General features: G+C 64.4%; 19 protein-coding genes. 15 read left to right on the forward strand and 4 right to left on the reverse strand.

What is annotated here, in order from left to right; all coding sequences use genetic code 11:
• Window positions 1-42 precede the first annotated feature (42 nt).
• Window positions 43-960, forward strand: a complete 918-nt coding sequence (locus NLM25_RS17280; RefSeq protein ID WP_254137770.1) for a LysR family transcriptional regulator — start codon at window positions 43-45, stop codon at window positions 958-960.
• 13 nt (window positions 961-973) lie between these two features.
• On the opposite strand, the gene NLM25_RS17285 is transcribed toward NLM25_RS17280, so the two are convergent.
• Entirely contained in the window at window positions 974-1,834 is an 861-nt protein-coding gene (locus tag NLM25_RS17285; RefSeq protein WP_254137771.1) for an SMP-30/gluconolactonase/LRE family protein, read from the reverse strand.
• Window positions 1,835-1,967: 133 nt separating this feature from the next.
• Between NLM25_RS17285 and NLM25_RS17290 the strand changes: the two genes are divergently transcribed.
• Window positions 1,968-2,642, forward strand: a complete 675-nt coding sequence (locus tag NLM25_RS17290; protein ID WP_254118112.1) for a TetR/AcrR family transcriptional regulator — start codon at window positions 1,968-1,970, stop codon at window positions 2,640-2,642.
• 21 nt (window positions 2,643-2,663) lie between these two features.
• On the opposite strand, the gene NLM25_RS17295 is transcribed toward NLM25_RS17290, so the two are convergent.
• Window positions 2,664-3,644 carry a tripartite tricarboxylate transporter substrate binding protein gene (locus NLM25_RS17295; protein ID WP_254137772.1) on the reverse strand — a complete coding sequence of 327 codons (981 nt, stop codon included), beginning with the start codon at window positions 3,642-3,644 and terminating at the stop codon, window positions 2,664-2,666.
• A gap of 188 nt (window positions 3,645-3,832) precedes the next feature.
• On the opposite strand from NLM25_RS17295, the gene NLM25_RS17300 reads away from it, so the two are divergent.
• The 12 genes from NLM25_RS17300 to NLM25_RS17355 all read left to right on the forward strand — a co-directional run bounded on the left by NLM25_RS17300 (window position 3,833) and on the right by NLM25_RS17355 (window position 17,126).
• Complete coding sequence (locus NLM25_RS17300; RefSeq protein ID WP_254137773.1) at window positions 3,833-4,603, forward strand: enoyl-CoA hydratase/isomerase family protein; 771 nt, start codon at window positions 3,833-3,835, stop codon at window positions 4,601-4,603.
• Window position 4,604: 1 nt separating this feature from the next.
• The gene (locus NLM25_RS17305) at window positions 4,605-6,737 is read left to right on the forward strand and encodes an acetate--CoA ligase family protein (RefSeq protein ID WP_254137774.1); all 2,133 of its coding nucleotides are present in this window, start codon (window positions 4,605-4,607) and stop codon (window positions 6,735-6,737) included.
• 62 nt (window positions 6,738-6,799) lie between these two features.
• The gene (locus NLM25_RS17310; RefSeq protein ID WP_254137775.1) at window positions 6,800-8,017 is read left to right on the forward strand and encodes an ABC transporter substrate-binding protein; all 1,218 of its coding nucleotides are present in this window, start codon (window positions 6,800-6,802) and stop codon (window positions 8,015-8,017) included.
• A gap of 36 nt (window positions 8,018-8,053) precedes the next feature.
• A complete protein-coding gene (locus NLM25_RS17315; protein ID WP_254137776.1) occupies window positions 8,054-9,262 on the forward strand; it encodes an acyl-CoA dehydrogenase in 1,209 nt (402 codons plus the stop codon).
• Between the two features lie 46 nt (window positions 9,263-9,308).
• A complete protein-coding gene (locus tag NLM25_RS17320) occupies window positions 9,309-10,082 on the forward strand; it encodes an SDR family NAD(P)-dependent oxidoreductase (RefSeq protein WP_254118118.1) in 774 nt (257 codons plus the stop codon).
• A 39-nt stretch (window positions 10,083-10,121) separates the two neighbouring features.
• Window positions 10,122-11,147 (forward strand): acyl-CoA dehydrogenase family protein, encoded by a 1,026-nt coding sequence (locus NLM25_RS17325; protein ID WP_254118119.1) that lies wholly within the window; start codon window positions 10,122-10,124, stop codon window positions 11,145-11,147.
• A gap of 11 nt (window positions 11,148-11,158) precedes the next feature.
• Complete coding sequence (locus NLM25_RS17330; RefSeq protein ID WP_254118120.1) at window positions 11,159-11,932, forward strand: SDR family NAD(P)-dependent oxidoreductase; 774 nt, start codon at window positions 11,159-11,161, stop codon at window positions 11,930-11,932.
• A 13-nt stretch (window positions 11,933-11,945) separates the two neighbouring features.
• The gene (locus NLM25_RS17335) at window positions 11,946-12,740 is read left to right on the forward strand and encodes a carboxymuconolactone decarboxylase family protein (RefSeq protein ID WP_254137777.1); all 795 of its coding nucleotides are present in this window, start codon (window positions 11,946-11,948) and stop codon (window positions 12,738-12,740) included.
• Window positions 12,737-13,204: a tripartite tricarboxylate transporter TctB family protein gene (locus tag NLM25_RS17340; RefSeq protein WP_254137778.1), complete on the forward strand. Its 468-nt coding sequence runs from the start codon at window positions 12,737-12,739 to the stop codon at window positions 13,202-13,204. Before NLM25_RS17335 ends, NLM25_RS17340 begins: the two co-directional genes overlap by 4 nt.
• 12 nt (window positions 13,205-13,216) lie before the next feature.
• Complete coding sequence (locus NLM25_RS17345) at window positions 13,217-14,716, forward strand: tripartite tricarboxylate transporter permease (protein WP_254137779.1); 1,500 nt, start codon at window positions 13,217-13,219, stop codon at window positions 14,714-14,716.
• A gap of 22 nt (window positions 14,717-14,738) precedes the next feature.
• The gene (locus NLM25_RS17350; RefSeq protein ID WP_254137780.1) at window positions 14,739-15,893 is read left to right on the forward strand and encodes an acyl-CoA dehydrogenase family protein; all 1,155 of its coding nucleotides are present in this window, start codon (window positions 14,739-14,741) and stop codon (window positions 15,891-15,893) included.
• A gap of 36 nt (window positions 15,894-15,929) precedes the next feature.
• Window positions 15,930-17,126, forward strand: coding sequence for a CaiB/BaiF CoA-transferase family protein (locus NLM25_RS17355; protein WP_254137781.1), 1,197 nt, complete (start codon window positions 15,930-15,932; stop codon window positions 17,124-17,126).
• Window positions 17,127-17,188: 62 nt separating this feature from the next.
• On the opposite strand, the gene cysN is transcribed toward NLM25_RS17355, so the two are convergent.
• Together cysN and cysD are read right to left on the reverse strand one after the other, a co-directional pair.
• Window positions 17,189-19,060, reverse strand: a complete 1,872-nt coding sequence (gene cysN / locus NLM25_RS17360) for a sulfate adenylyltransferase subunit CysN (RefSeq protein ID WP_254137782.1) — start codon at window positions 19,058-19,060, stop codon at window positions 17,189-17,191.
• Complete coding sequence (gene cysD, locus NLM25_RS17365; protein WP_254141204.1) at window positions 19,060-19,998, reverse strand: sulfate adenylyltransferase subunit CysD; 939 nt, start codon at window positions 19,996-19,998, stop codon at window positions 19,060-19,062. Before cysD ends, cysN begins: the two co-directional genes overlap by 1 nt.
• A 160-nt stretch (window positions 19,999-20,158) precedes the next feature.
• On the opposite strand from cysD, the gene NLM25_RS17370 reads away from it, so the two are divergent.
• On the forward strand, window positions 20,159-21,022 hold the full coding sequence (locus NLM25_RS17370) for a hypothetical protein (protein ID WP_254137783.1): 864 nt from the start codon (window positions 20,159-20,161) through the stop codon (window positions 21,020-21,022).
• Window positions 21,023-21,320 lie beyond the last annotated feature (298 nt).

The raw sequence follows: 21,320 nt of genomic DNA on the forward strand, positions 1-21,320 counted from the left end.
GGCGTAATCTGAGCATGTCCTTTGCAAAATCTGAAAAGATCGATGAATCGCCTCCAGGCCATGGAATTGTTCGTCAGCGCCGTCCGCGAGGGCAGTTTTTCGGCGGCCGGGCGCCGCGTCGGGCTCTCGCCGGCGTCGGTGTCGCGCTATGTCGGCGAGCTCGAAGCGCAGCTCGGCGTGCAGCTTTTGAACCGCAGCACGCGCCATCTCGGCTTGACCGACGCCGGCAAGATCTTCTTCCAGCGGACCGAGCAGGTGCTGCACGGCATCGAGGATGCCGAAGCCGCCGCGCTGGCGCTCCAGACCGCGCCGCGCGGAACGCTGCGCGTGCATTCCCGCACGCTGTTCGGCATCAAGGTGCTCTCGCCCCTGATGCCGGGCTTTCAGAAGCTCTATCCGGAGCTGAAGGTGGAGCTGCGCCTGTCCGAGCGGCACGCCCAGCTCCGCGAGGACGAGTTCGACGTCGATTTCCAGATCCAGGCGCCGAAGGATCCCGGCCTGATGCAGCGAAGGCTGCTGCGGAGCGAACGAATCCTCGTTGCGTCGCCGGACTATGTCGGCCGGATGCCGAAGCTGCGCGAGCCCGAGGATATCACCCGCCACAACTGCCTGACCTATTGGATGGGACCGGACGACGTGGTCTGGAAGTTCATGCGCAGGAACAGGCTGCGCGAGATCGTGGTGCCGGCGTCCCTCAGCAGCAACAACGGTGTTGTGCTGTGCGACCTTGCCGTCGCCGGGCACGGCATCGCGCTGCTCGATGACTACACGGTGGCGGAGGAATTGAAGAGCAGGCGCCTCGTCCGCCTGCTGCCCGGATTCCGCGTGACGAATTCCACCTTCGACGAAGGGATCTACGCGGCCTTTCTTCAGAGCAGTTATCTGCCGGAGAAGATCAGGGTCTTCGTGGACTACATGGCAGAGAACGTGCCCAAGCAGATCAAGAAATCGGCGAACTAAGCGAGGAGGCTGGTCAGCCCGGGCCAAACCTGCACGCCGGCAGTCCGCGAACGCCGAGGCCTTCGACGCCGAACAGGCCGCCGGCATCGGGGTGATCATCGCCGAGCGCGTGACTGCGCGAGATCGACGTGATGTAAAGGACATCGAGACCGGGCCCGCCGAAGCTCACGCTGGTCGGATGACGGACCGGCATGTCGATCGTCCGCACGATCGTCCCGTCAGGGGCGAACCGGGCGATCTTGCCGATGCGCACGAGAACGGACCAGAGGTAGCCGTCCGAATCGATCGTCGCACCGTCGCAACCGGAGCCTTGCGGTTCCGTGTTGACGAAGACGCGCTTGTTCGCGAGCGGGCCCTCCGGGCTGTAGTCATAGGCCCAGATGATTCGTCTCGCGCTGTCGGCGATATAGAATGTTCGCCCGTCCGGGCTGAAGCACGGTCCGTTGCTGACGGCGAGGTCGGTCTCCAGCAGTTCCAGCGCGCCGGCTGCGTCCAGCCGATAGAGCCCGCCGAGCGGCGCCTCGTCTGCGGCGCGGTCGCCGTGCATCGTGCCGGCCAGGAAACGTCCGCGGGAATCGGCCTTGCCGTCGTTCAGCCGCACTTTCGGGTGGTCGAGCCCGATCGATGGGCCCTCCGTCAGCGTACGCGTGTCGAAATCGTAAGCTGCAAATCCGTTGCGCAGGGCGAGCACCGCACCGCCGTCGCCCCGCAAGGCCAGCGAGCCGATCGGCGCGGGCACGCTGAACTGTTCGACAGAGCCGGTGAGGGGATCGAGCGCGTGGATCAACCCGGCCAGCGCGTCGATCCAGTAGAGGCGCTGCCGGCGCTCGTCCCACACCGGGCTCTCGCCAAGCTGGTCCCGGGTCGCGCCCACGCGCCTGATCCGGACCGCACTCATCGGTGTTCGCACCGGGATCGCCGGGCTTGACCGATCGGTCGGTGAAAACCTAGTTTCATTCTAAAGACCCTCGGATTGCCGCTGGGCTGACGGATGGATTGCGGAGTTCATGACTGAACTGTCAACGATGAGAGATGGCGTTGCGAACCAGGCCGAGGCCTCGGACCGCGTGCTTCAGATCCTCGCCGAGGCCGGCCGGCTGTTCGCGAGCAAGGGTTTCGAGGGAACCTCCATGCGCGATATCGCGCTCGCCTGCGGTATCTCCAAGTCGCTGCTCTATCATCATTTCTCCAACAAGGACGAGATCTACGCGCGTGTGGCGGTCGGCTCTACGCTCGAGCTCTATCTGTTCGTGCGCGACCGCATTCCCGACGGGCCGCCGTCGCAGAAGATCCGCGCGTTCATGGTCGCCACCGCGGAATATTTCCGGCGCTATCGCTGGGCCTGGATCGCCTCCACGACGGCCTTCTGGAACGACCCCGATCGTACCAGGCACAAGGAGCGGCTGACGCGCCGCGACCGTTTCGAGAATTTTTTGCGCGGCCTGATCCAGGAAGCGATCGATGCCGGCGAGATCCGCAAGGTCGACGTTCCCATGACCGGACGGTTGATCCTCTCCTCGCTCAACTGGATGCATCGCTGGTACAATCCCAACAAATCCGCGACCCCCGAGCAGATCGCCGACGTCTTCTTCGATATGATTTTCAACGGCCTGCGAAGTGGCGAACTGGTCGAGCTTCCGGGGGCAGAGCCGCCCCGGGCCGGCCGGCGCAAGTCGCGCTGACCGGCGGGCGGTCGTCGAGCATCACTCCAGGACGATGTTCTGCGCCTTGATCACCGGTCCCCAGAGCGCCGCGTCCTTGGCGAGTTGCGCGTCGAGTCGATCCGGTGCGCCGGTATCGACCATCAGGCCGTCGGTGTCGAGCTGCTTTGCGATCTCGGGTTTCTGCATCGCCGCGTTGGCTGCTGCGTTCAGCCGCGCAATCATGTCGCGCGGCGTGCCGGCGGGCGCGTGCAGGGCGGTCCAGAACGAGGCCGTGAGGTTGGGATAGCCGGATTCGGCCAGTGTCGGAATCTCGGGAAAGCTCGCCATGCGCTTCTCCGAGGAGACTGCGAGAACGCGAAGCTGACCGCCGCGTGCGTGCTCGATGACGGCGGCGGGCGTCGCGAAATTGAGATCGCATTCGCCCGATAGCGTCTCCATGATGGAGGCCGGATTGTTGCGATAGGCGACCTCGGTGACCGCAAATCCCATCGACTTGCCCATCATGATCCCGAACAGGTGCGTCACGCTGCCCGGACCGAGCGTGGCGTAGAACAGCGGCTTGTCGCGGCCCTTGGCGTAAGCGACGAAGCTCTTCACGTCGGCGGCCGGCGTTCGCGCGTTCACGGTCAGCGACAGCGGCCCGTTGCAGAGCATCGCGACGGAGGCGAAGTCCTCGAGCTTGTAGGGCAGGTTCTTGCGCAGCAGCACGTTCAGCGAAATCGGCCCGGTGCCGCCCGCCAGCAGGACCGATCCGTCCTTCGGCGCGCGCGCCACATATTGCGATCCGACGATGCCGTTGGCGCCCGGCTTGTTGTCGACCAGGACGGGCTGGTCCAGCGTTTCCGCCATCGCCTTCGCAATCGAGCGCATCAGGCTGTCGATCGAGCCGCCGGGCGCATAGGGCACGATGATGAAGATCTGCGACGAGCGCGCCGCCCTCACGATGGCGGGCGCACTGAGCGGCGCAGCGAGAGCGCCGGCGATCAGGGTGGTCGCCTGGCGTCGGCTGATCCTGGGCATGGGAGTCCTCCTCAAGGTCGTTCTTGCTTGTCTTGAATCTATCGACTGACCGATCGGTCGGTCAATAGGACATCGACAGGATATTGCAAGTCATCGTGGTTGGTGTTATCAGCACGAAAAGCTGACCGATCGGTCAGGCGCAACAATGCGACCACAAGCAAGACCAACAGAAGCCCAGGAGGAAGCCCATGTCAGGAGATATCGTCACCCTCGAAGTGTCCGACAACATCGCGCTGGTGACGCTGAACCGTCCTCCGGTAAATGCGCTCGATCGCGCCATGCGCGACCGCATCGTCAGCGTGTTCGACGAGATTTCCGAGCGCTCCGACGTCAGGGTCGCGATCCTGACCGGAGCGGGAAAGGTGTTTTGCAGCGGTGCGGATCTGAAGGACCGGCCGGACCCGACCAAGATCGGCGCGTTCCACAGCCATAACCGGATCACGCGCGAGACCGGCAACTGCATCCGCGAATGTTCGAAGCCGGTGATTGCGGCAATCAACGGCGTCGCGCTCGGCGCGGGTGTCGGCCTGATGGCTTCCTGCGACATTTTCTACGCCTGCGAGGACGCGGTATTCGGCATGCCCGAGATCAATGTCGGCCTCGCCGGCGGCGCTGCCATGCTGAACACGCTGTTCGGTCGCTCGCTGATGCGCCGGATGTTCTTCACCGGTTATCGCGTGCCGGCCGCCGAGCTCTACCGTCTCGGCATCATCGAGGCTTGCACTACCAAGGAAAACCTGATCCCCGAAGCGATGAAGATCGCGCGCGAGATCGCCTCCAAGAGTCCGATCGCGATGGAGTACGCCAAGAACGCGGCGAACATGGTCGAGCTGATGCCGCCGCGCGATGCCTATCGCTTCGAGCAGAACATCACCATGGCGCTGTCCAAGACCGAGGACGCCAAGGAAGCGCGGATGGCGTTCCTGGAGAAGCGCGCGCCGGTGTTCAAGGGGCGCTGAGATGCGGCCGGGAGAAGGTCTCGACGCGCTGATGTCGCCGCGGTCGATCGCGATCATCGGCGCCTCGCAGGAGGCGACCAAGATCGGAGGCCGGCCGGTCGACCTGTTGCGCCGTCACGGCTACGCAGGTCGGATCTATCCGGTCAATCCGAAGGCTGCGACGGTGCAGGGGCTTCAGGCCTATGCTTCCGTCGTCGATCTGCCGGAGGCGCCGGATCTCGCCATCATCGCGGTCGACGCGGAGCGCGCGGGCGAGGCCGTGGAGCAGTGCGCGGCCCGCGGAGTCCGCAGCGTCGTCGTGTTTTCCTCCGGCTTTGCCGAGCTCGGCGAGCAGGGCCGCGCCATGCAGGAGCGGCTGCGCCTTGCCGCGCGCAACAGCGGCATGCGCCTTCTGGGGCCAAACTGTCTCGGCGCGGTCAGCGTCGCCGAGAAGAGCATCGCGACGTTCTCGATCGTGCTGGAGCACGGCATGCCGGTCGCCGGCGCGCTCGGCATCGTGTCGCAGAGCGGCAATCTCGGCAGCTACACCATGCGTCTCGCCAGCGAGCGCGGCGTCGGCGTCAGCCGCTTCATCACCACGGGCAACGAGTGCGACATCGACATCGCCGATGGCATCGCCTGGATGGCGCGCGACCCCGCCACCACGGTGATCCTGTGCTGCCTTGAGGCGTGCCGCGACGCCGCTCGTCTGATCGCCGCGCTGGAGGAGGCCCGCGATGCGGGCAAGCCCGTCATCGCCATGAAGATCGGCACATCCGCGGCAGGCCAGGCTGCGGCCGCCTCGCACACCGGGGCGATGGCGGGATCGGACGCTGTGTTCGATGCGCTGTTTGAACGTTGCGGCGCCGTGCGTGTGCACAGCCTCGACGAGTTGATCGATCTCGGCCATGCGGCATCGATCCTGCTGCCGGATCGTCTGCCGAAAGGGCCGGGCATCGCAATCCTCACCGCATCGGGCGGCTTCGGCGTGCTGCTCGCGGACGCCGCGCAGTCGGTCGGGCTGACTTTGCCGGAGCTCGGCAAGGAGACGCAGCGCCGGATTCTGGAACTGGTGCCGTTTGCTTCGGCGCGCAATCCCGTCGATGCCACCGCGCAGATGTCGAGCCGGCCCGATCTGCTCGAGAAGATCATGTCCGCGGTCGTCGCGGACGAGAACGCCGACACGGTGATCCTGCCGCTGCCGTTCTCGCTGCACCTGCCGCGCTTGCGCTCGATCTACATGGATACGCTGCGCAACATGCGCGCGCAATTTCCCGCCCGTCCGATCGTTCTGTGCGTTGACGGACCCGAGGACGCACTGACCGAGCTGCACGCGCTGGGCTTTCCGACCATCGCCAGCTTCGACGGCTGCTGTGCGACCGTTGCCGCGCTGGTGCGATTGCAGGTCGCGGCGCAGCGCCCGCAGGACAAGCCGGTGGCAGTCGCGCAGGCTTTGCCGCTTCCGACAGATGCCTTTCGCCATGAGCTTGGCGCCAAGCGCGCGCTCGCCGAGGCCGGCGTTCCGGTCCTTGTCGAGCACCTCGTGCAGGATGCGGATGCAGCGGCGCGTGCCGCGACCGAGATCGGCTATCCCGTGGTGCTGAAGATCGCTTCGCCCGATTTGCCGCACAAGACGGAGGCCGGCGGCGTGGTTGTCGGCGTTGGCTCGGAGGCGGACGTCCGGCGCGCCTATGCCCAGATGCGCGATCGTGTCGCCACGAGGGCACCCAATGCCACGATCGACGGCGTGATCGTGGCGCCGATGGCCAAGGGCGTCGCCGAGCTCATCCTCGGCAACCGCATCGATCCGGTGTTCGGGCCGGTGGTGATGGTCGGTCTCGGCGGCATCTTTGCCGAGATCCTCCAGGACTCCGCCGTGCAGATGGCGCCGGTTAGCGAGGCGCAAGCCATGGCCATGCTGCGTTCGCTTAAGGCGTTTGCCGTGCTCGACGGCGCGCGCGGCCGGCCGCGTGCCGACCTCGACGCGGCAGCCAGCGCCGTTGCGGCGCTGTCGCGCTTTGCGGCGGCGCATGCAGACACGGTCGCGGAGATCGACGTCAACCCGCTCTTGTTGCGCGCCGCAGGCGAGGGGGCCGTGGCGCTCGACGCGCTGCTGATCCCGCACGGAGAGCGGCCGACCCGGGATCACCACTGAACCAAACGACGAGAACCGGCAGAAGCCGGTCCAGAGGAAACGCGAAAAGGCAGGAGGAAACGGTGAAGATATCGACCATGACTGCGCTCGGCATGATTGCCCTGCTGCTGACGAATGCGCCGCTGTCGGCGCAGGGAATTTCCGGTGACGTCGTCAAGATCGGCATCATGAACGACCAGAACGGTCCCTATGCCGACAATTGCGGCCTCGGTTCGGTCGCCGCCGCCAAGCTCGCGGCCGCCGATTTCGGCGGAATGGTCGGCGGCAAGAAAATCGAGCTCGTGATTGCCGACGACCAGAACAAGCCCGACGTCGGCGTCGCCATCGCGCTGCGCTGGGTCGACAATGAAGGTGTCGATGCCATCGTCGGCTGCTCGGCCTCCTCGATCGCGCTGGCGGTACAGGAGATCATGAAGAACCGCAAGAAGCCCTACATGCTGGCGGGCACGGCGGGCTCGTTCTTCACCAACGACAAGTGCTCGCCGATGACCACGCAATGGGTGGTCGACACCTATGCCCAGCCGAAGGCCACGGTGAAGGCGCTGCTCGCGCAGGGGATCGACAGCTGGTTCTTCCTGACGGTCGACTACGCGTTCGGCAAGGCCTGGCAGTCGGATGCGACCAAGTTCATCGAAGCCGGCGGCGGCAAGGTGCTGGGCTCGGTGCTGCATCCGCTCAATTCGTCGGATCTCTCCTCGTTCCTGCTGACCGCACAGGCCAGCGGCGCCAAGGCGATTGCGCTCGCCAATTCGGGTGCGGATTTCGCCAACGCGATCAAGCAGGCCCAGGAGTTCGGGTTGACCAAGACGCAACTCCTCGTTCCGCTCGGCCTCATGATCAGCCAGACCCACGGCATTGGCCTGAAGGACCTCCAGAACGTGCGGCTGACGACGCCGTTCTACTGGGACATGACGCCGGAGAGCCGGGCCTTTGCCAAGCGCTACGCCGAGGCGACGAACGGGCAACTGCTCAATGAAGGCAAGTCGGCCACCTACAGCGCCATCACGCATTATCTGAAGGCGGTGGCCGCCGCCGGCTCGGACGATGGCGATGCCGTGATGCGGCAGATGAAGAACACGCCGATCAACGATTTCGAGATGAAGAATGTCGCGATCAGGGCCGACGGCCAGGTGATGCGTCCGCTCTATGTCGCGCGGATCAAGACACCGGCGGAATCCAAATACACCTACGACTATTACGAGATCACCGGCACGATCGCGCCCGAGGATGCGTGGCGGCCGGCGTCGGAGAGCGCCTGCGATCTTCTCAAGTCGCAGTGAATGTCGGCAGGTATGGCGAGAACAGGAAGCTGACGAATGAGTGTAGTTGAAGCGGTACTGACGCAAGCCGCGGGGGAGAACCTGACGGGCGACGCCTATCGCGATGTGATGCATCGCTGGCTGCGCGCCCATCTGCCGGCGAGCTTCCGCAGCGACAGCGCCGCATTCGCGCCGCCCACGCTCCCGCAGTCGATTGCCTGGGAGGCGGCGATGTACCGCGCCGGCCTCACCGGCATCACCTGGCCGCAGGCCTATGGCGGGCACGGTCGTACTTTGCGCGAACACCTCATTGCCAATCAGGAGATCGGCCGGCTTGCGATGCCGGAAAGCGTCAACTCGATCGGCAAGGAGCTTGCCGGCCCCATCATCCTCGCTGTCGGCACTGAAGAGCAGAAGCGGCGTTTCCTGCCCGCGATCCTCGAGATGCGCAACATCTGGTGCCAGGGCTTTTCTGAGCCGGAGGCCGGCTCCGATCTTGCGGGACTTCGCACCCGCGCCACGCAAAGCGGCGACGGCTGGCGGATCAATGGCCAGAAGATCTGGACCAGCGGCGCCTACCGGGCGCAACGCTGCCTCGTGCTCGCCCGCACCGGGCCGCTGGAGGACCGCCATCGCGGCCTTGCCATGTTTGCGGTGCCGCTCGATGCCAAGGGCGTGCGCGTGCGCACCATCAAGTCGATCGACGGACGCGAGAGCTTCTGCGAGGTCTTCTTCGACGAGGTCGAGGTCGCGCAGGCTGATGCGATCGGCGCGCCCGACGAGGGCTGGGCAGCGGCGATCCGCGTGCTGGAGATCGAGCGGGCGACCAACCGCATGTACCGCGCCTGGCGGTTCGAGAACGAGCTGCGACATCTGATCTCGGCGTGCAAGGCTGACACGGCGTTGTCGGCGATGGTCGCCGACAGGCACTACGCGGTCAGGCTCGGCGAGGTCGCCGTCGAGATCGAGGTGCTGAAGGCGCATGTCGAGACCGCCGTCGAAGCGCTCGCGAGCGGCGACAAGATCGGCGCGCGCGGCAGTCTTGCAAAGCTCTATTGGAGCGAATCGCATCAGCGCTTTGCCGCGCTGGGCCTCGAGCTGCTCTCGCAGGCTTCGCTGCCGCAGAACCCGGCGATCAAGGTGGCGCGGCGACGCTTCGAGGCCATCTACCTCCAGGCCCGCGCCGAGACGATCTACGCCGGCACGACCGAGATCCAGCTCGGCATCATCGCCGATCGCATTCTCCAGCTATCGCGAGGCAAGTGATGGTCATCCTTCGCGTTGTCTCGCCGCGAACGGCAAGGAGCCGCTGATGTCCGACGGCCGGAGCGGAGCTGCGGGCCTGCTGAAGGACCGTCTCGTCGTGGTGACAGGAGCGGGCCAGGGGATCGGCCGCGCCATCGCCCTCGGCGTCGCTGCTGCCGGGGCGAGGGTCGTCGTGACTGATCTACGGCAGGGCCGCGCCGAGTCCGCCGTGCGCGAGATAAGGGACGGAGGCAAGGAGGCGGCGGCCTATTCGCTCGACGTGACCGATGCCACGGCGTGTCGTGACGTGGCAAAGCGTGTGGACGAGGAGGTCGGTCCCGCCGACGTCATCGTCAACAATGCCGGCATCATCATCCGGGAACCGATCGACAGCCCGCGCGCCCACGAGAACTGGCGCCAGGTCTTCGACGTCAACGTCAACGGCACCTTCAACGTGGTTCACGCCTTCATTCCGGCGCTGCGCAAGACGCGCGGCTCCATTATCAACGTTGCGTCCGTCGCGGCCTTCGGCGGCATGAATGGTGCGCTCGGCTATTCTCCGTCGAAAGGCGCGGTGAGGCTGTTCACGCAGGCTCTTGCCCGCGATCTCGCGCCCGACGGCATCCGGGTGAACGCCGTTGCGCCCGGCATCATCGCGACCGAGATGAGCGAAAGCACCCGCGAGAATCCTGCGAGGCTCTCCGGTCTGATGACGCGCACCCCGATGAAGCGTGTGGGACAGCCCGACGAGATCGCGGGGCCGGTGGTCTTTCTCGCCTCGGCGATGGCGTCCTATATCAACGGCGTCATCCTGCCCGTCGACGGCGGTTATCTCGCCTAGTGAACGATTGTAGTCGCAAGGTTTTCGAAGAGGACAAGGATGAGCATGGCCGAAGGACTTCAGCCCGACGAGTTCGCGGCAACCGCGGCACGCGCAGTGACCGCCTGTGCGGGCCTTGATTTGCGCGCGCAGGCGAAAAATCTCGCCGGTGATGGCTTGCTCGGAATCGTCGCGGACGAGGAGGTGGGGGGACTGGCTCTGCCGATCGGCTTCGCGGTGCCGGTGATCGCGGCGGCGCATTCCGGATTGCTCGCCTTTCCGCTGCTGGAGACCATTCTCGTCGGCCGCCTGCTCCAGTCGTCGCTGACGCGTTTTGCCGCCGCGATCGTCTCCGGCCAGAAACTGGCAACCATCGCCTGGCAGGGCGAGGCTCTCACCGAACGGCAGGGCGGGGTGCTGGTGCTGAGCGGCTCGCTCGGGCGCGCACCCTGCGCAGCGAAGGTCGACCATATCCTGGTGCGGATGAGCGGCGGCGCTGCGGTGCTGATCCCGACCGATGCCGAAGGTGTCGTGGTGGAGGACGCGGCGGGTCTCGATCTGACGGTGCCGGAGCACAATGTGCGACTGGAGAAGGTCGAAGTTCCCATCGGCTCCATCCTGCCGCCCGGGACGTGGGCTGCGCTCAACTCGGATGCCAACGTGCTTCGGGCCGCCGCCATCCTGGGATCGGCCGAAGCATGCTTGTCGCTCGCGCAGGAGCATGCCTCGACGCGCCGCCAGTTCGGCCACGCTCTGTCCTATAACCAAGCCATTCGCCACGCGCTGGCGCGCCAGAAGTTGGGGCTGGAGAGCATCCGTCATGCGATCACGCGCAGCCTATCCGACGGCGGCGGCCCGGTGCAGCGCGATGCGGCGTTCCTGGCGGCAGCGACCTATGGCTGCTCGATCAGCGAAGGTGCGCTGCAGATCCATGGCGGCATGGGCTTTACCTGGGACGTGCCGGTGCATCGGCATCTACGCCGCATTCGCACGCTCCAGGCACAGGGTGACGCCAGCGGTCTGATCAGCACGTTCGGCCGCCGTTATGTATCGGAAGTTGCTCCGTTTGCCGAGGCAGGAGCGTGAGGGAGACAACCATGACCGAAACCAGGGATCAGACGCTCGCAGGCCGCGTCGCACTCGTCACGGGTGCCGGAAACGGCATCGGACGCGCCACCGCATTGAAGCTCGCCGCGCGCGGCGCGATCGTCGGCGTCAATGATCTGAAGCCGGAATTCGTTGATAGCACGGTGGACGCGATCAAGACCGCCGGCGGCAACGCGGTTGCCGTCACGCAGGACGTCTCCAGCCGCGACGGCATGCGGCAGGCGGTTCTTGCATTGGCGGAGGGGCAGAAGCGTTTCGACATCCTCGTCAACAACGCGGCCTGGGTCCGCTACCAATCCGTCCCGGATATCGCCCCGGAAACCGTCGACCGCATGCTCAACATCGGCTTCAAAGCGGTGATCTGGGGAATCCAGGCGGCGGCCGAGGTCATGGATACCGAGCGCGGCGGCGCCATCGTCAACGTGGCTTCGGTCGCTGGCCTGATCTCGGCCAAGAACAGCATCGTCTATAGCGGCATCAAGGCCGGCGTCATGGGCATCACGCGCGCGGCCGCGGCCGAGCTCGGCGCGCGCAACATCCGCGTCAACGCGGTGGCGCCCTCGGCAATCCCGACTGAGGGAACGATGCGCAATCGCAATGCCGAGCTCGATGCGCGCCGGGTCGCGCGAACGCCGCTGGGCCGGCTCGGCACGGTCGACGATATCGCCAAGGCGATCTGCTTCCTCGCCGGTGACGAGAGCGGCTTCATCTCGGCGCAGGTGCTCACCGTCGACGGCGGCATCACTCTGACCAACATTGCCTGACGGGACCAGCGCGATGTCCGATCTGACGCCGGAACAAGAGGTGCTGAAAGAGGCCTATGTCAGGGCGCGTGGCTATTGGCGACCCTGGACGGAGGGTCTGTTGCGGCTCGATCCGGCGTTCCTCCAGACTTACGGCCAATATGCGGGCTATGCCGCCGAAAACGGGCCGCTGTCGCCCAAGATGTGCGAGCTGATCTACGTCGCGCTCGACGGATCGGCGACGCATCTGTTCCGCGCCGGGCTCGCGCTGCACCTTCGCCTTGCGCTTCAGGCAGGCGCCACGGCGCGGGAGATTATCGACGTGTTTCGCCTGGCGACGGCTCAAGGGCTGGACGGCTGCAACGTCGGCATCGGCATCCTCGCGGAAGAATTGGCGAGCGCGGGCATTCAGGCCGATCAATCCGAGCTGACGAAGGAGCAACGCGCACTGCGCGAGGCCTATATGGCGCAGTTCGGCGACTGGCCGGAATTTTGCGAGCAATGGCTGCGGTCCGATCCCGGCTATTTCGCCGTGCTGCTGGACCTTCTCGCCGACCGAGGCGCAGGCGGCGGCCTCGACCGGCGCTCGCAATGCCTGATCTCGATTGCATTGAACGCCTGCTTCACGGCGCTCGATCCGCACGGGCTGCGCGTGCAGATCAGGCGGGCGCTGCGGCTCGGCATCGGCCAGCGGGAGATCCGCCAGGTTCTCCAGATGACCGCGCATCTCGGCGTGCACGCCTGCGCCGTCGGCGTGCCGGTTCTGATGGAGGCTCTCGGGGAGGGCCCGCTGAAGGCCGTTTCGGATGAGGATGGAGGACCGCAATGAAGGGATTGGCGATCCGCAATCAAAGGGCCTTCGCGTCTGGTGCCCTGTTTCTTGTCTTTGCGGTCTTCTTCTTCGTGACGGCGCTGCAGTATCCTGCAGGTACAGCCGCGAAGATGGGGCCGGGCTATTTCCCGCGCCTGCTCGCGATCGTGCTCGCCGCCATTGGTCTCGTCGTGATCCTCAGCGCGGTGAAGCCGACAGCTGGGGCGCAGGCGCTGCGGCAGTGGGATCTCAAGGGGCTCGCCTGGATCACCGGGGCGGTGGTCCTGTTCGGCGCGCTTCTGTTCCCGCTCGGTCTGGTCGGCGCCCTGTTCGTCCTGATCATGGTGTCGAGCAAGGCCAGTCCTGAGTTCACCTGGACCGGCGCGCTGACGAATGCGGCCGTGCTCATCGCGCTGTGTCTGGCCGTGTTCGTTTACGGCCTTGGGCTGCCTTTGCCCGTCTGGCCATCTCTTCTCAACTGAGCGAGCCGGCAGATGGATCTATTTCATAATCTGGCGATCGGCTTCGCCACCGCAGCCCAGCCCGCCAATCTGCTCTACGCCTTCTTCGGTTGCCTGCTCGGCACGCTGATCGGCGTGCTTCCGGGCCTTGGTCCGCTCGCGACCATCGCGATGCTGTTGCCGATCACCTATGCGCTGCAACCGGATGCCGCGCTGATCATGCTCGCCGGAATCTACTACGGCGCGCAGTATGGCGGCTCGACCACGGCTATCGTCGTCAACCTGCCCGGCGAGTCCTCGTCCGTCGTCACCACGATCGACGGCTACCAGATGGCCAAGCAGGGTCGCGCCGGCGTGGCGCTCGCCACGGCAGCCATCGGCTCTTTCTTCGCCGGATGTGTGGCGACGCTCGCTTTGGCGGCCCTCGCGGGACCGCTGACCGCGACCGCGCTGTTGTTCGGTCCCAAGGAATTCTTCGCGCTCATGATCCTGGGCCTGATCCTCGCCTCGGTTCTGTCGAGCGGTCCGTTCATCGAGGGCATCGGCATGGTCGTGCTCGGCATGCTCCTGAGCCTCGTCGGCACCGATCTGAACAGCGGCAGTCAGCGGTTTGCCTTCGGCATTCCCCAGCTGTTCGACGGCCTCGATTTCGTGCCGCTGGCGATGGGCATCTTCGGCTTTGCCGAGATCGTCAAGAATCTGGAGCAGGACGACAAGCTGTCGCTGGTGACGCAGAAGATCACCAATCTGTTTCCGACCCGCGACGACTTCCGCCGCATGGTGCCGGCGATGCTGCGCGGCACGACGCTGGGCACGTTGCTGGGCGTGTTGCCCGGCGGCGGCGCGGTGCTGTCGTCCTTTGCGTCCTATACGCTGGAGAAGAAGCTGTCGCGGCATCCCGAGCAGTTCGGCAAGGGCGCCATCGAGGGCGTCGCCGGACCGGAATCGGCGAACAATGCCGGCGCCCAGACCTCGTTCATTCCACTGCTGACGTTGGGGGTGCCCTCCAACGTCGTGATGGCGCTGATGGTCGGCGCCATGAACATCCACAACATCCATCCGGGCCCGGAGGTGATGACGAAGAACCCGACCCTGTTCTGGGGCCTGATCGCCTCGATGTGGGTCGGCAATCTGATGCTGCTGATCCTCAATCTTCCGCTGGTCGGGCTGTGGGTGAAGCTGCTGACCATCCCGTACCGCTATCTGTTCCCGGCGATCATGGTGTTCTGCTCGATAGGCGTCTATTCCATCAACAGCGGAACGTTCGAAGTCTACGAGGCGGCCGTGTTCTGCGTGTTTGGCTATGTCCTGATCAAGCTGCAATTGCCGGCGGCGCCGCTGCTGCTTGGCCTGGTTCTCGGGCCGGCCATCGAGGAGAATTTCCGCCGGGCCATGGTGCTGTCGCGCGGCGACGCCACCGTGCTGCTGACCTCGCCGCTCTCGGCGAGCCTGCTGGCCGCGGCCGCGATCGCGGTCGTCCTGATCATGCTGCCGACGATCCGCGCGCGGCGCGAGGAGGCGCTCCAGGAATGAGATTGATCGGAAGACTCCTGCCATGATCCGCGAACCTGTCGCCTTCGAAGCGCTACTGGAGCGCGTCCGCCGGTTTGTCCGCGACGTCGCTATTCCGGCCGAGGCACGCGTCGAAAGCTGCGATGACGTGCCCGAAGACATCGTCGCGATCATGCGCGCCGAAGGCTTCTTCGGCTGGAGCATCCCCGAGGCCTATGGTGGTGCCGGGCTCACCACCGAAGAGCTCGTCCTGGCCGCGTTCGAACTGTCGCAATGTTCGGTCGCATTTCGCGCCCGGGTCGGGACCAACACCGGAATCGGCTCGGAGGGAATCGTCGCCGACGGGACCGAGCAGCAGAAGCAAGCCTACCTGCCGCGCCTCGCCAGCGGTGAATGGACCGGCTGCCTCGCCGTGACCGAGCCGGACGCTGGGTCCGAGGCTTCGAACGTGCAGACCACCGCGCGCCGCGATGGCGATTGGTATGTCCTCGACGGCGAGAAATGCTTCATCACCAACGCGCCCGTCGCCGACATCTTCACGGTCACGGCGCGCACGGATCCGCAGTCGAAAGGCGCGGCGGGCGTCTCGGCGTTCATCGTCGAGCGGGGCAGTGCCGGCCTTGCGACCGGTGCGCCCTATCGGAAGATGGGGCAGGCGGGCTCGCCCGTGAGCGCGGTCTATTTCAACCAGTGCCGCGTGCCGGCCGCTAATCTGATCGGTGGCCGCGAAGGCGCGGGCTTCAAGACCATCATGAAGGTGCTGAACAAGCAGCGCATTCATCTGGCTGCCCTGTCGACCGGGCCGGCGATCCGAATGCTCGACATGGCCATCCGCCATACCAGCAGCCGCGTCCAGTTCGGCGAGCCGGTCGCAAACTACCAGCTGGTGCAGGCGATGATCGCCGACTGCCGGACCGAGATCTTCGCGGCGCAGTCGATGATCCTGGAAGCCGCGCGCAAGCGCGACCGCGGCGAGGACATCGCGCTCGAAGCGTCGATGTGCAAATATTTCGCGACCGAGATGTGCGGCCGCGTGGCCGATCGCTGCGTGCAGATGTTCGGCGGCGCCGGCTACATCGCGGATCACTCCTCGATCGAGCGCTGGTACAGGGACGTCCGGCTGTTTCGTCTCTATGAGGGCACCAGCCAGATTCACCAGCTCAACATCGCCCGTCTCCTGCTGCGAGACGTGGCGTGAACCGTCAGGCAAGTTCAATGTGTTCGGGGACGTGAGATGAGTGGGCCGCTGGAAGGACTGAAAGTCCTGGATATCGCGACCATCGTCGCTGCGCCGTTCGCCGCGACGCTGCTGGCCGACTATGGGGCCGACGTGCTCAAGATCGAGATGCCGGGGCAGGGCGACGGGGTCAGGGCCTTCCCGCCGTTCAAGGACGGCAAGCCGTTGTGGTGGAAGAGCGTGAACCGCAACAAGAAGTTCGCAACGCTCGACCTCCGCAGGGTCGAAGGCGTCGAGTTGTTCAAGCGGATGCTGCCGCATTTCGACGTGCTGATCGAGAATTTCCGGCCCGGGACGCTCGACCGCTGGGGACTGCCGAAAGAGGTGCTATGGCAGATTCAGCCGCGCCTCGTCATCCTGCGCGCGACCGCGTTCGGCCAGGACGGGCCGTATCGCGACCGTCCGGGTTTCGCACGGATATTCGAAGCCATGGGCGGCCTCACCTACATCACGGGCGAGGCCGATGGTCAGCCGATGCATCCCGGTTATCCCATCGGCGACGCAATCGGCGGCCTGTTCGGTGCGGTCGGCGCGCTTGCGGCGCTGTGGAAGCGGGCGAAAAACCCGGGCGCGCCGGGCGAGGAGATCGATCTCGCGTTGACCGAGGCGATTTTCCGGCTGCTCGACGTCTTGCCCATCGAGTTCGATCAGCTCGGGGACGTGCGTGGCCGCATTGGAAACGGCAACGCTTACTCCGCGCCGGCGGCCGTTTATCGGACCCGAGATGATCGCTGGGTCACGCTGGCGGGATCGACCAATGCGCTCTTTGCCGCGAATTGCCGGGCGATCGGCAGGCCGGACCTGATTGACGATCCGCGCTTTTCCAACAACGCGCGCCGGGTCGAACATTCGACGGAGTTGAACGCGGTCTTCTCGCAATGGTGCGGCGACCGTGCGCTCGACGACGTGCTCGCCGCCTTCGCGGCCGAGGAAGGCACGCTGGCGCCGATCTACGCGATCGACCAGATCGCAGCCGATCCGCAATCCCGGGCGCGCGAGATGATCACCCGTGTGCCAGACCGGGATTTCGGTTCGGTGGCAATGTCGAATGTCGTGCCGCGCTTCACGATCGACCGCGCGAAGCTGAAGACATCCGCGGGCGACATCGGCCAGGACAATCGCGAGATCTATCAGCGCTGGCTCGGCCTTTCAGACGACGAGATCGAACGCCTCGCGGAGCGGAAGGTCATCTGACGCCGGCGAAGGTCTATTGCGGCCTCCGGAGCAGATATTCGGACCCCGCATCAACTCTTCGCCTATACGATTCCGCGCGCGGCCAATGTCTTCACGATCTGGTCCGCCAACTCCTCGGGCTGCCGACCGATCGTTTGCAAGTGTATTTCGGGAGTTGTCGGTGGTTCGTACGGGGCATCGAAGCCGGTAAAATTCTTGATCTTGCCGGCTTTCGCTTTGGCGTAGAGGCCCTTTGGGTCACGCCGGGCACATTCGTCGATGGGTGTGTCGACGAATACCTCGATGAATTCTCCATCGGACATCAGACGACGCACCATGTTGCGCTCAGCGCGGTACGGAGAAATGAACGAGCAGAGAACGATCAGGCCTGCATCCACCAGGAGCTTTGCCGCCTCTCCGGCGCGACGGATATTCTCAACGCGGTCCGCCTCCGTGAAACCGAGGTCCCGGCTGAGACCATGGCGCAGATTGTCGCCGTCCAGCATCATGGTGTGGTGGCCGCCAGCGTGAAGCCGGCGTTCGACGATGTTGGCAATCGTCGACTTGCCGGCACCTGACAGGCCGGTGAGCCATATGATGGCTGGCTTCTGGTGCTTTTGCGCAGCGCGCTCCGACTTTCCTATCAGTGTGGCCTGCCAGTGGACATTGGTGGCACGCCGCAGGCCAAACGCGATCATCCCCGCGCCGAGCGTATGATTGGTCAAGCGGTCGATGACGATAAAGGATCCAGTCTTGCGGTTCTGCCCGTACGGGTCGAACGCGACAGGCATGCCCGTCGACAGGTTGCAGAAGGCGATATCGTTGAGGCCGAGGGTGCGGGCGGCAAGATGCTCGCGCGTATTGACGTCGATCTTGTACTTGATCCCGGTGACCGTAACTGGCGTCGTCCGGGTGCCGATGCGGGCCAAATAGGAGCGGCCAGGCATGAGTTGCTGGTCGCTCATCCAGATGACATGTGCCGCAAACTGGTCCGATACTTCGGGAGGAGACTCCGGATTGGCCAGGAGATCGCCGCGGGCGATGTCCAACTCGTCTGCGAGCGTGATCGTGATCGCGTCACCGGCCTGGGCGGAGGTCTGAGCGCCTTCGGCAGTCAGGAGTTCCTTCACCCTCGAGATTCTGCCGGAACTCGCGACGGCGATGGGATCGCCGGCATTGATTGTCCCGGATGCTACCGTGCCGGCGTAACCTCTGAAATCAAGATGGGGTCGATTGACCCATTGCACCGGAAAGCGGAACGGGCTTTCGAGCGTATCGCCACTCACATCGATAGTTTCGAGATAGTCGAGCAGGCTCGGCCCGCGAAACCAGGGCATGTTATCCGACACCTTCGTAACGTTGTCGCCATGTCGGGCCGAGATTGGAATCGGTGCGATCGATGAAAAGCCGAGTTGCACGGCGAAGGCTCTGTATTCATCGACAATGCGAGCGAAAATCTCGCTTTGATAGGAGATCAGATCAATCTTGTTCACGGCTAGGACAACATGACGTATGCCGAGCAGCGAACAAATCAGGGAGTGCCGTCTGGTCTGCGGCAAAACACCCTTGCGCGCATCGATCAGGAGAATGGCGAGATCGGCTGTCGATGCGCCGGTGGCCATATTCCGGGTATACTGCTCGTGGCCGGGCGTGTCGGCGACAATGAAGGAACGTCGCGGCGTGCTGAAGAAGCGATGTGCAACGTCGATCGTGATGCCCTGTTCCCGTTCAGCCTCCAGCCCGTCCATGAGAAGTGCAAGGTCGATGTCGTCTCCGGTGGTGCCGTGGCGCTTCGAATCCGTCGCCAATGAGGATAGTTGATCTTCGAAGATAAGCTTGGAGTCATGCAGGAGCCGGCCGATCAGCGTGGACTTTCCGTCATCCACCGATCCACAGGTGAGGAAACGAAGCAGGTCCTTGCTCTGCGCTTCAACGGGAAACTCAGGGCTTTCCATCAAAAATAGCCTTCGCGCTTCTTTCGCTCCATTGATGCGGGTTCGTCGCTGTCTATCAGGCGACCCTGCCGCTCCGAAAGTCGCGTCGATCTCATCTCCGAGATGATATCTTCCAGCGTTGTTGCACTGGAATCGATCGCTCCGGTCAGGGGATAGCAACCCAGCGTTCGAAATCGAACTTGCCGCAATTCCGGCTGCTCGTCCGCATTGAGGGGCAGTCTCTCGTCATCGACCATGATCCAGGAGCCGCCGCGCGCCACGACCGGGCGGCGTTTGGCGAAATAGAGCGGCACCACGGGAATGTTTTCCAGATGGATGTAGTGCCAGACATCCAGTTCGGTCCAGTTCGATAGCGGGAAAACGCGAACGGTTTCGCCGGGTCCGACACGGGTGTTGTACAGGTTCCACAATTCGGGGCGCTGGTTGCGGGGGTCCCAGGCGTGTTCGCGCGAGCGAAAGGAGAAGATCCGTTCCTTGGCCCGGCTCTTTTCTTCGTCCCTGCGAGCGCCGCCGAAAGCCGCATCGAAGCCATAGAGGTCGAGGGCTTGTTTGAGCGCGTGCGTCTTCATCACTTGAGTGTGGATCGACGAGCCTGATATGATCGGCGACGTGCCACGGCCAAGACCATCCTGGTTGATGTAGACGAGCAGCTCGATGCCGAGACGGCGCGCTGTTTCGTCGCGAAACGAGATCATCTCGCGAAACTTCCATGTCGTATCGACGTGCAACAGCGGAAAGGGGAGTTTCGCGGGATAGAACGCCTTGAGCGCCAAATGCAGCATGACGCTGGAGTCCTTGCCAATCGAATAAAGCATCACCGGTCGTTTGAACTCGGCGATGACTTCGCGCATGATCTCGATTGATTGAGCTTCCAGACTCTTGAGGTGTTTCGGGAGCCCGCGCTGCGCTCCATCAGTGGTCGATGCCACGAAATTCATTGCAGGCGCCTTTAGGGGAATCTCATTTGGAATGACAACATACTTCATGCCATACCGGCAGCGATAGTTCATGTCTACGGCGCGCGGAGCCGACTTCACGGTGCTGGTGACGCGAGCGGTCGACGGCATGAGGCGGCGCGCTTTGGCTTAGAGAGACCCGATGGCATTGAATGCGGATGACATTTTCCTGAATCCTGCACTTGAATCCCGCGTGCGCGGACAAGCCTGGGCGCTCTTGCTTCTCAACGCTGCCGATCCGCGGATGGGATCGTTGTTTGCAACGCAGCAACGTTGGCTGATGGCCCACGCGGCGGTGGCGCAATTCTTCCGGGACGTTGCCGTGGCCGGCGCGGGCTCAGGAGTGTTGACCGCACGTGTGCTCGATCTTGTCGAGCATCACCGGATCGCAAGCCGGAACACTGCGGCTGCCTTCGTCAAGGAGATGTTGAAATACGGCATCGCGCGCCATGTTGCGGGAAGCGAAGGCAGGCGTCATCGCCCGTTCGAGCCGGCACCAGCGGCGCTTGATGCGCTGTATCAATGGCATCTGCTGCATCTTGCGACGCTGGATGGCCTCGATGGCGGGAGCCGTTCGGCGACTTTGGCCGCACGACCGGAGGTCGTTCAGCGCATGCAGCCGCTGATTGCCGACGGCCTGCTCGGGTCTCACATGGTTCGTGAGCCCGAACCGACGTTCAAGCTCTTCACCTGGGTCGACGAGGGGGGCGTGTTGATGGATCGCCTGATCGTCGGCTGTGAGGAAGAGGACGCCAGCCTCGATCGTATCACGACCGACGTGACGTCGGTGTCCGCTCTGGCGCAGCGGCTGAAATTGTCCCGGACCCAACTGGGCCGCAAGCTCGCCGAGGCGGAGTCCATGGGAAGCCTCGGCTGGGTCGGAGCGCGCGGCAGGTCCCGGCTGTGGGTCTCGAAAGGCTTTCGCCGCGAATATCACAAGGCGCAGGCGGTCAAGCTCGCGATCATCGACGCAGCCTTCGATGTTTGCTTCGTGTCGCATCGGTGACGTCCACGACATCGTTGGACCGATGGCCGGCAGCATTGATCGATCCGCTGTCGACTGACCATTTTTGGTAGTCGACCTTTCCGGGCGCGTCTCGATCTTTACCGTAAATGTTGGGCCAGCTACGGAAACGCGCCGCAACGAGTCACGTCGCGGCTGGAAACAATTTCGCAGCTTGTTTTCGTGCGCGGAACGAGAATTGGCCCATGTCGCAGTTTATCATGAACGGCGTTTTCGGCTGTCGGCGCCGCATGAATACGGCGCGTGTGAATGGTTGTTCGCAGCCTTCGGCAGCAGAATA

Source organism: Bradyrhizobium sp. CCGB01 (genome assembly GCF_024199795.1).
Classification (GTDB): domain Bacteria; phylum Pseudomonadota; class Alphaproteobacteria; order Rhizobiales; family Xanthobacteraceae; genus Bradyrhizobium.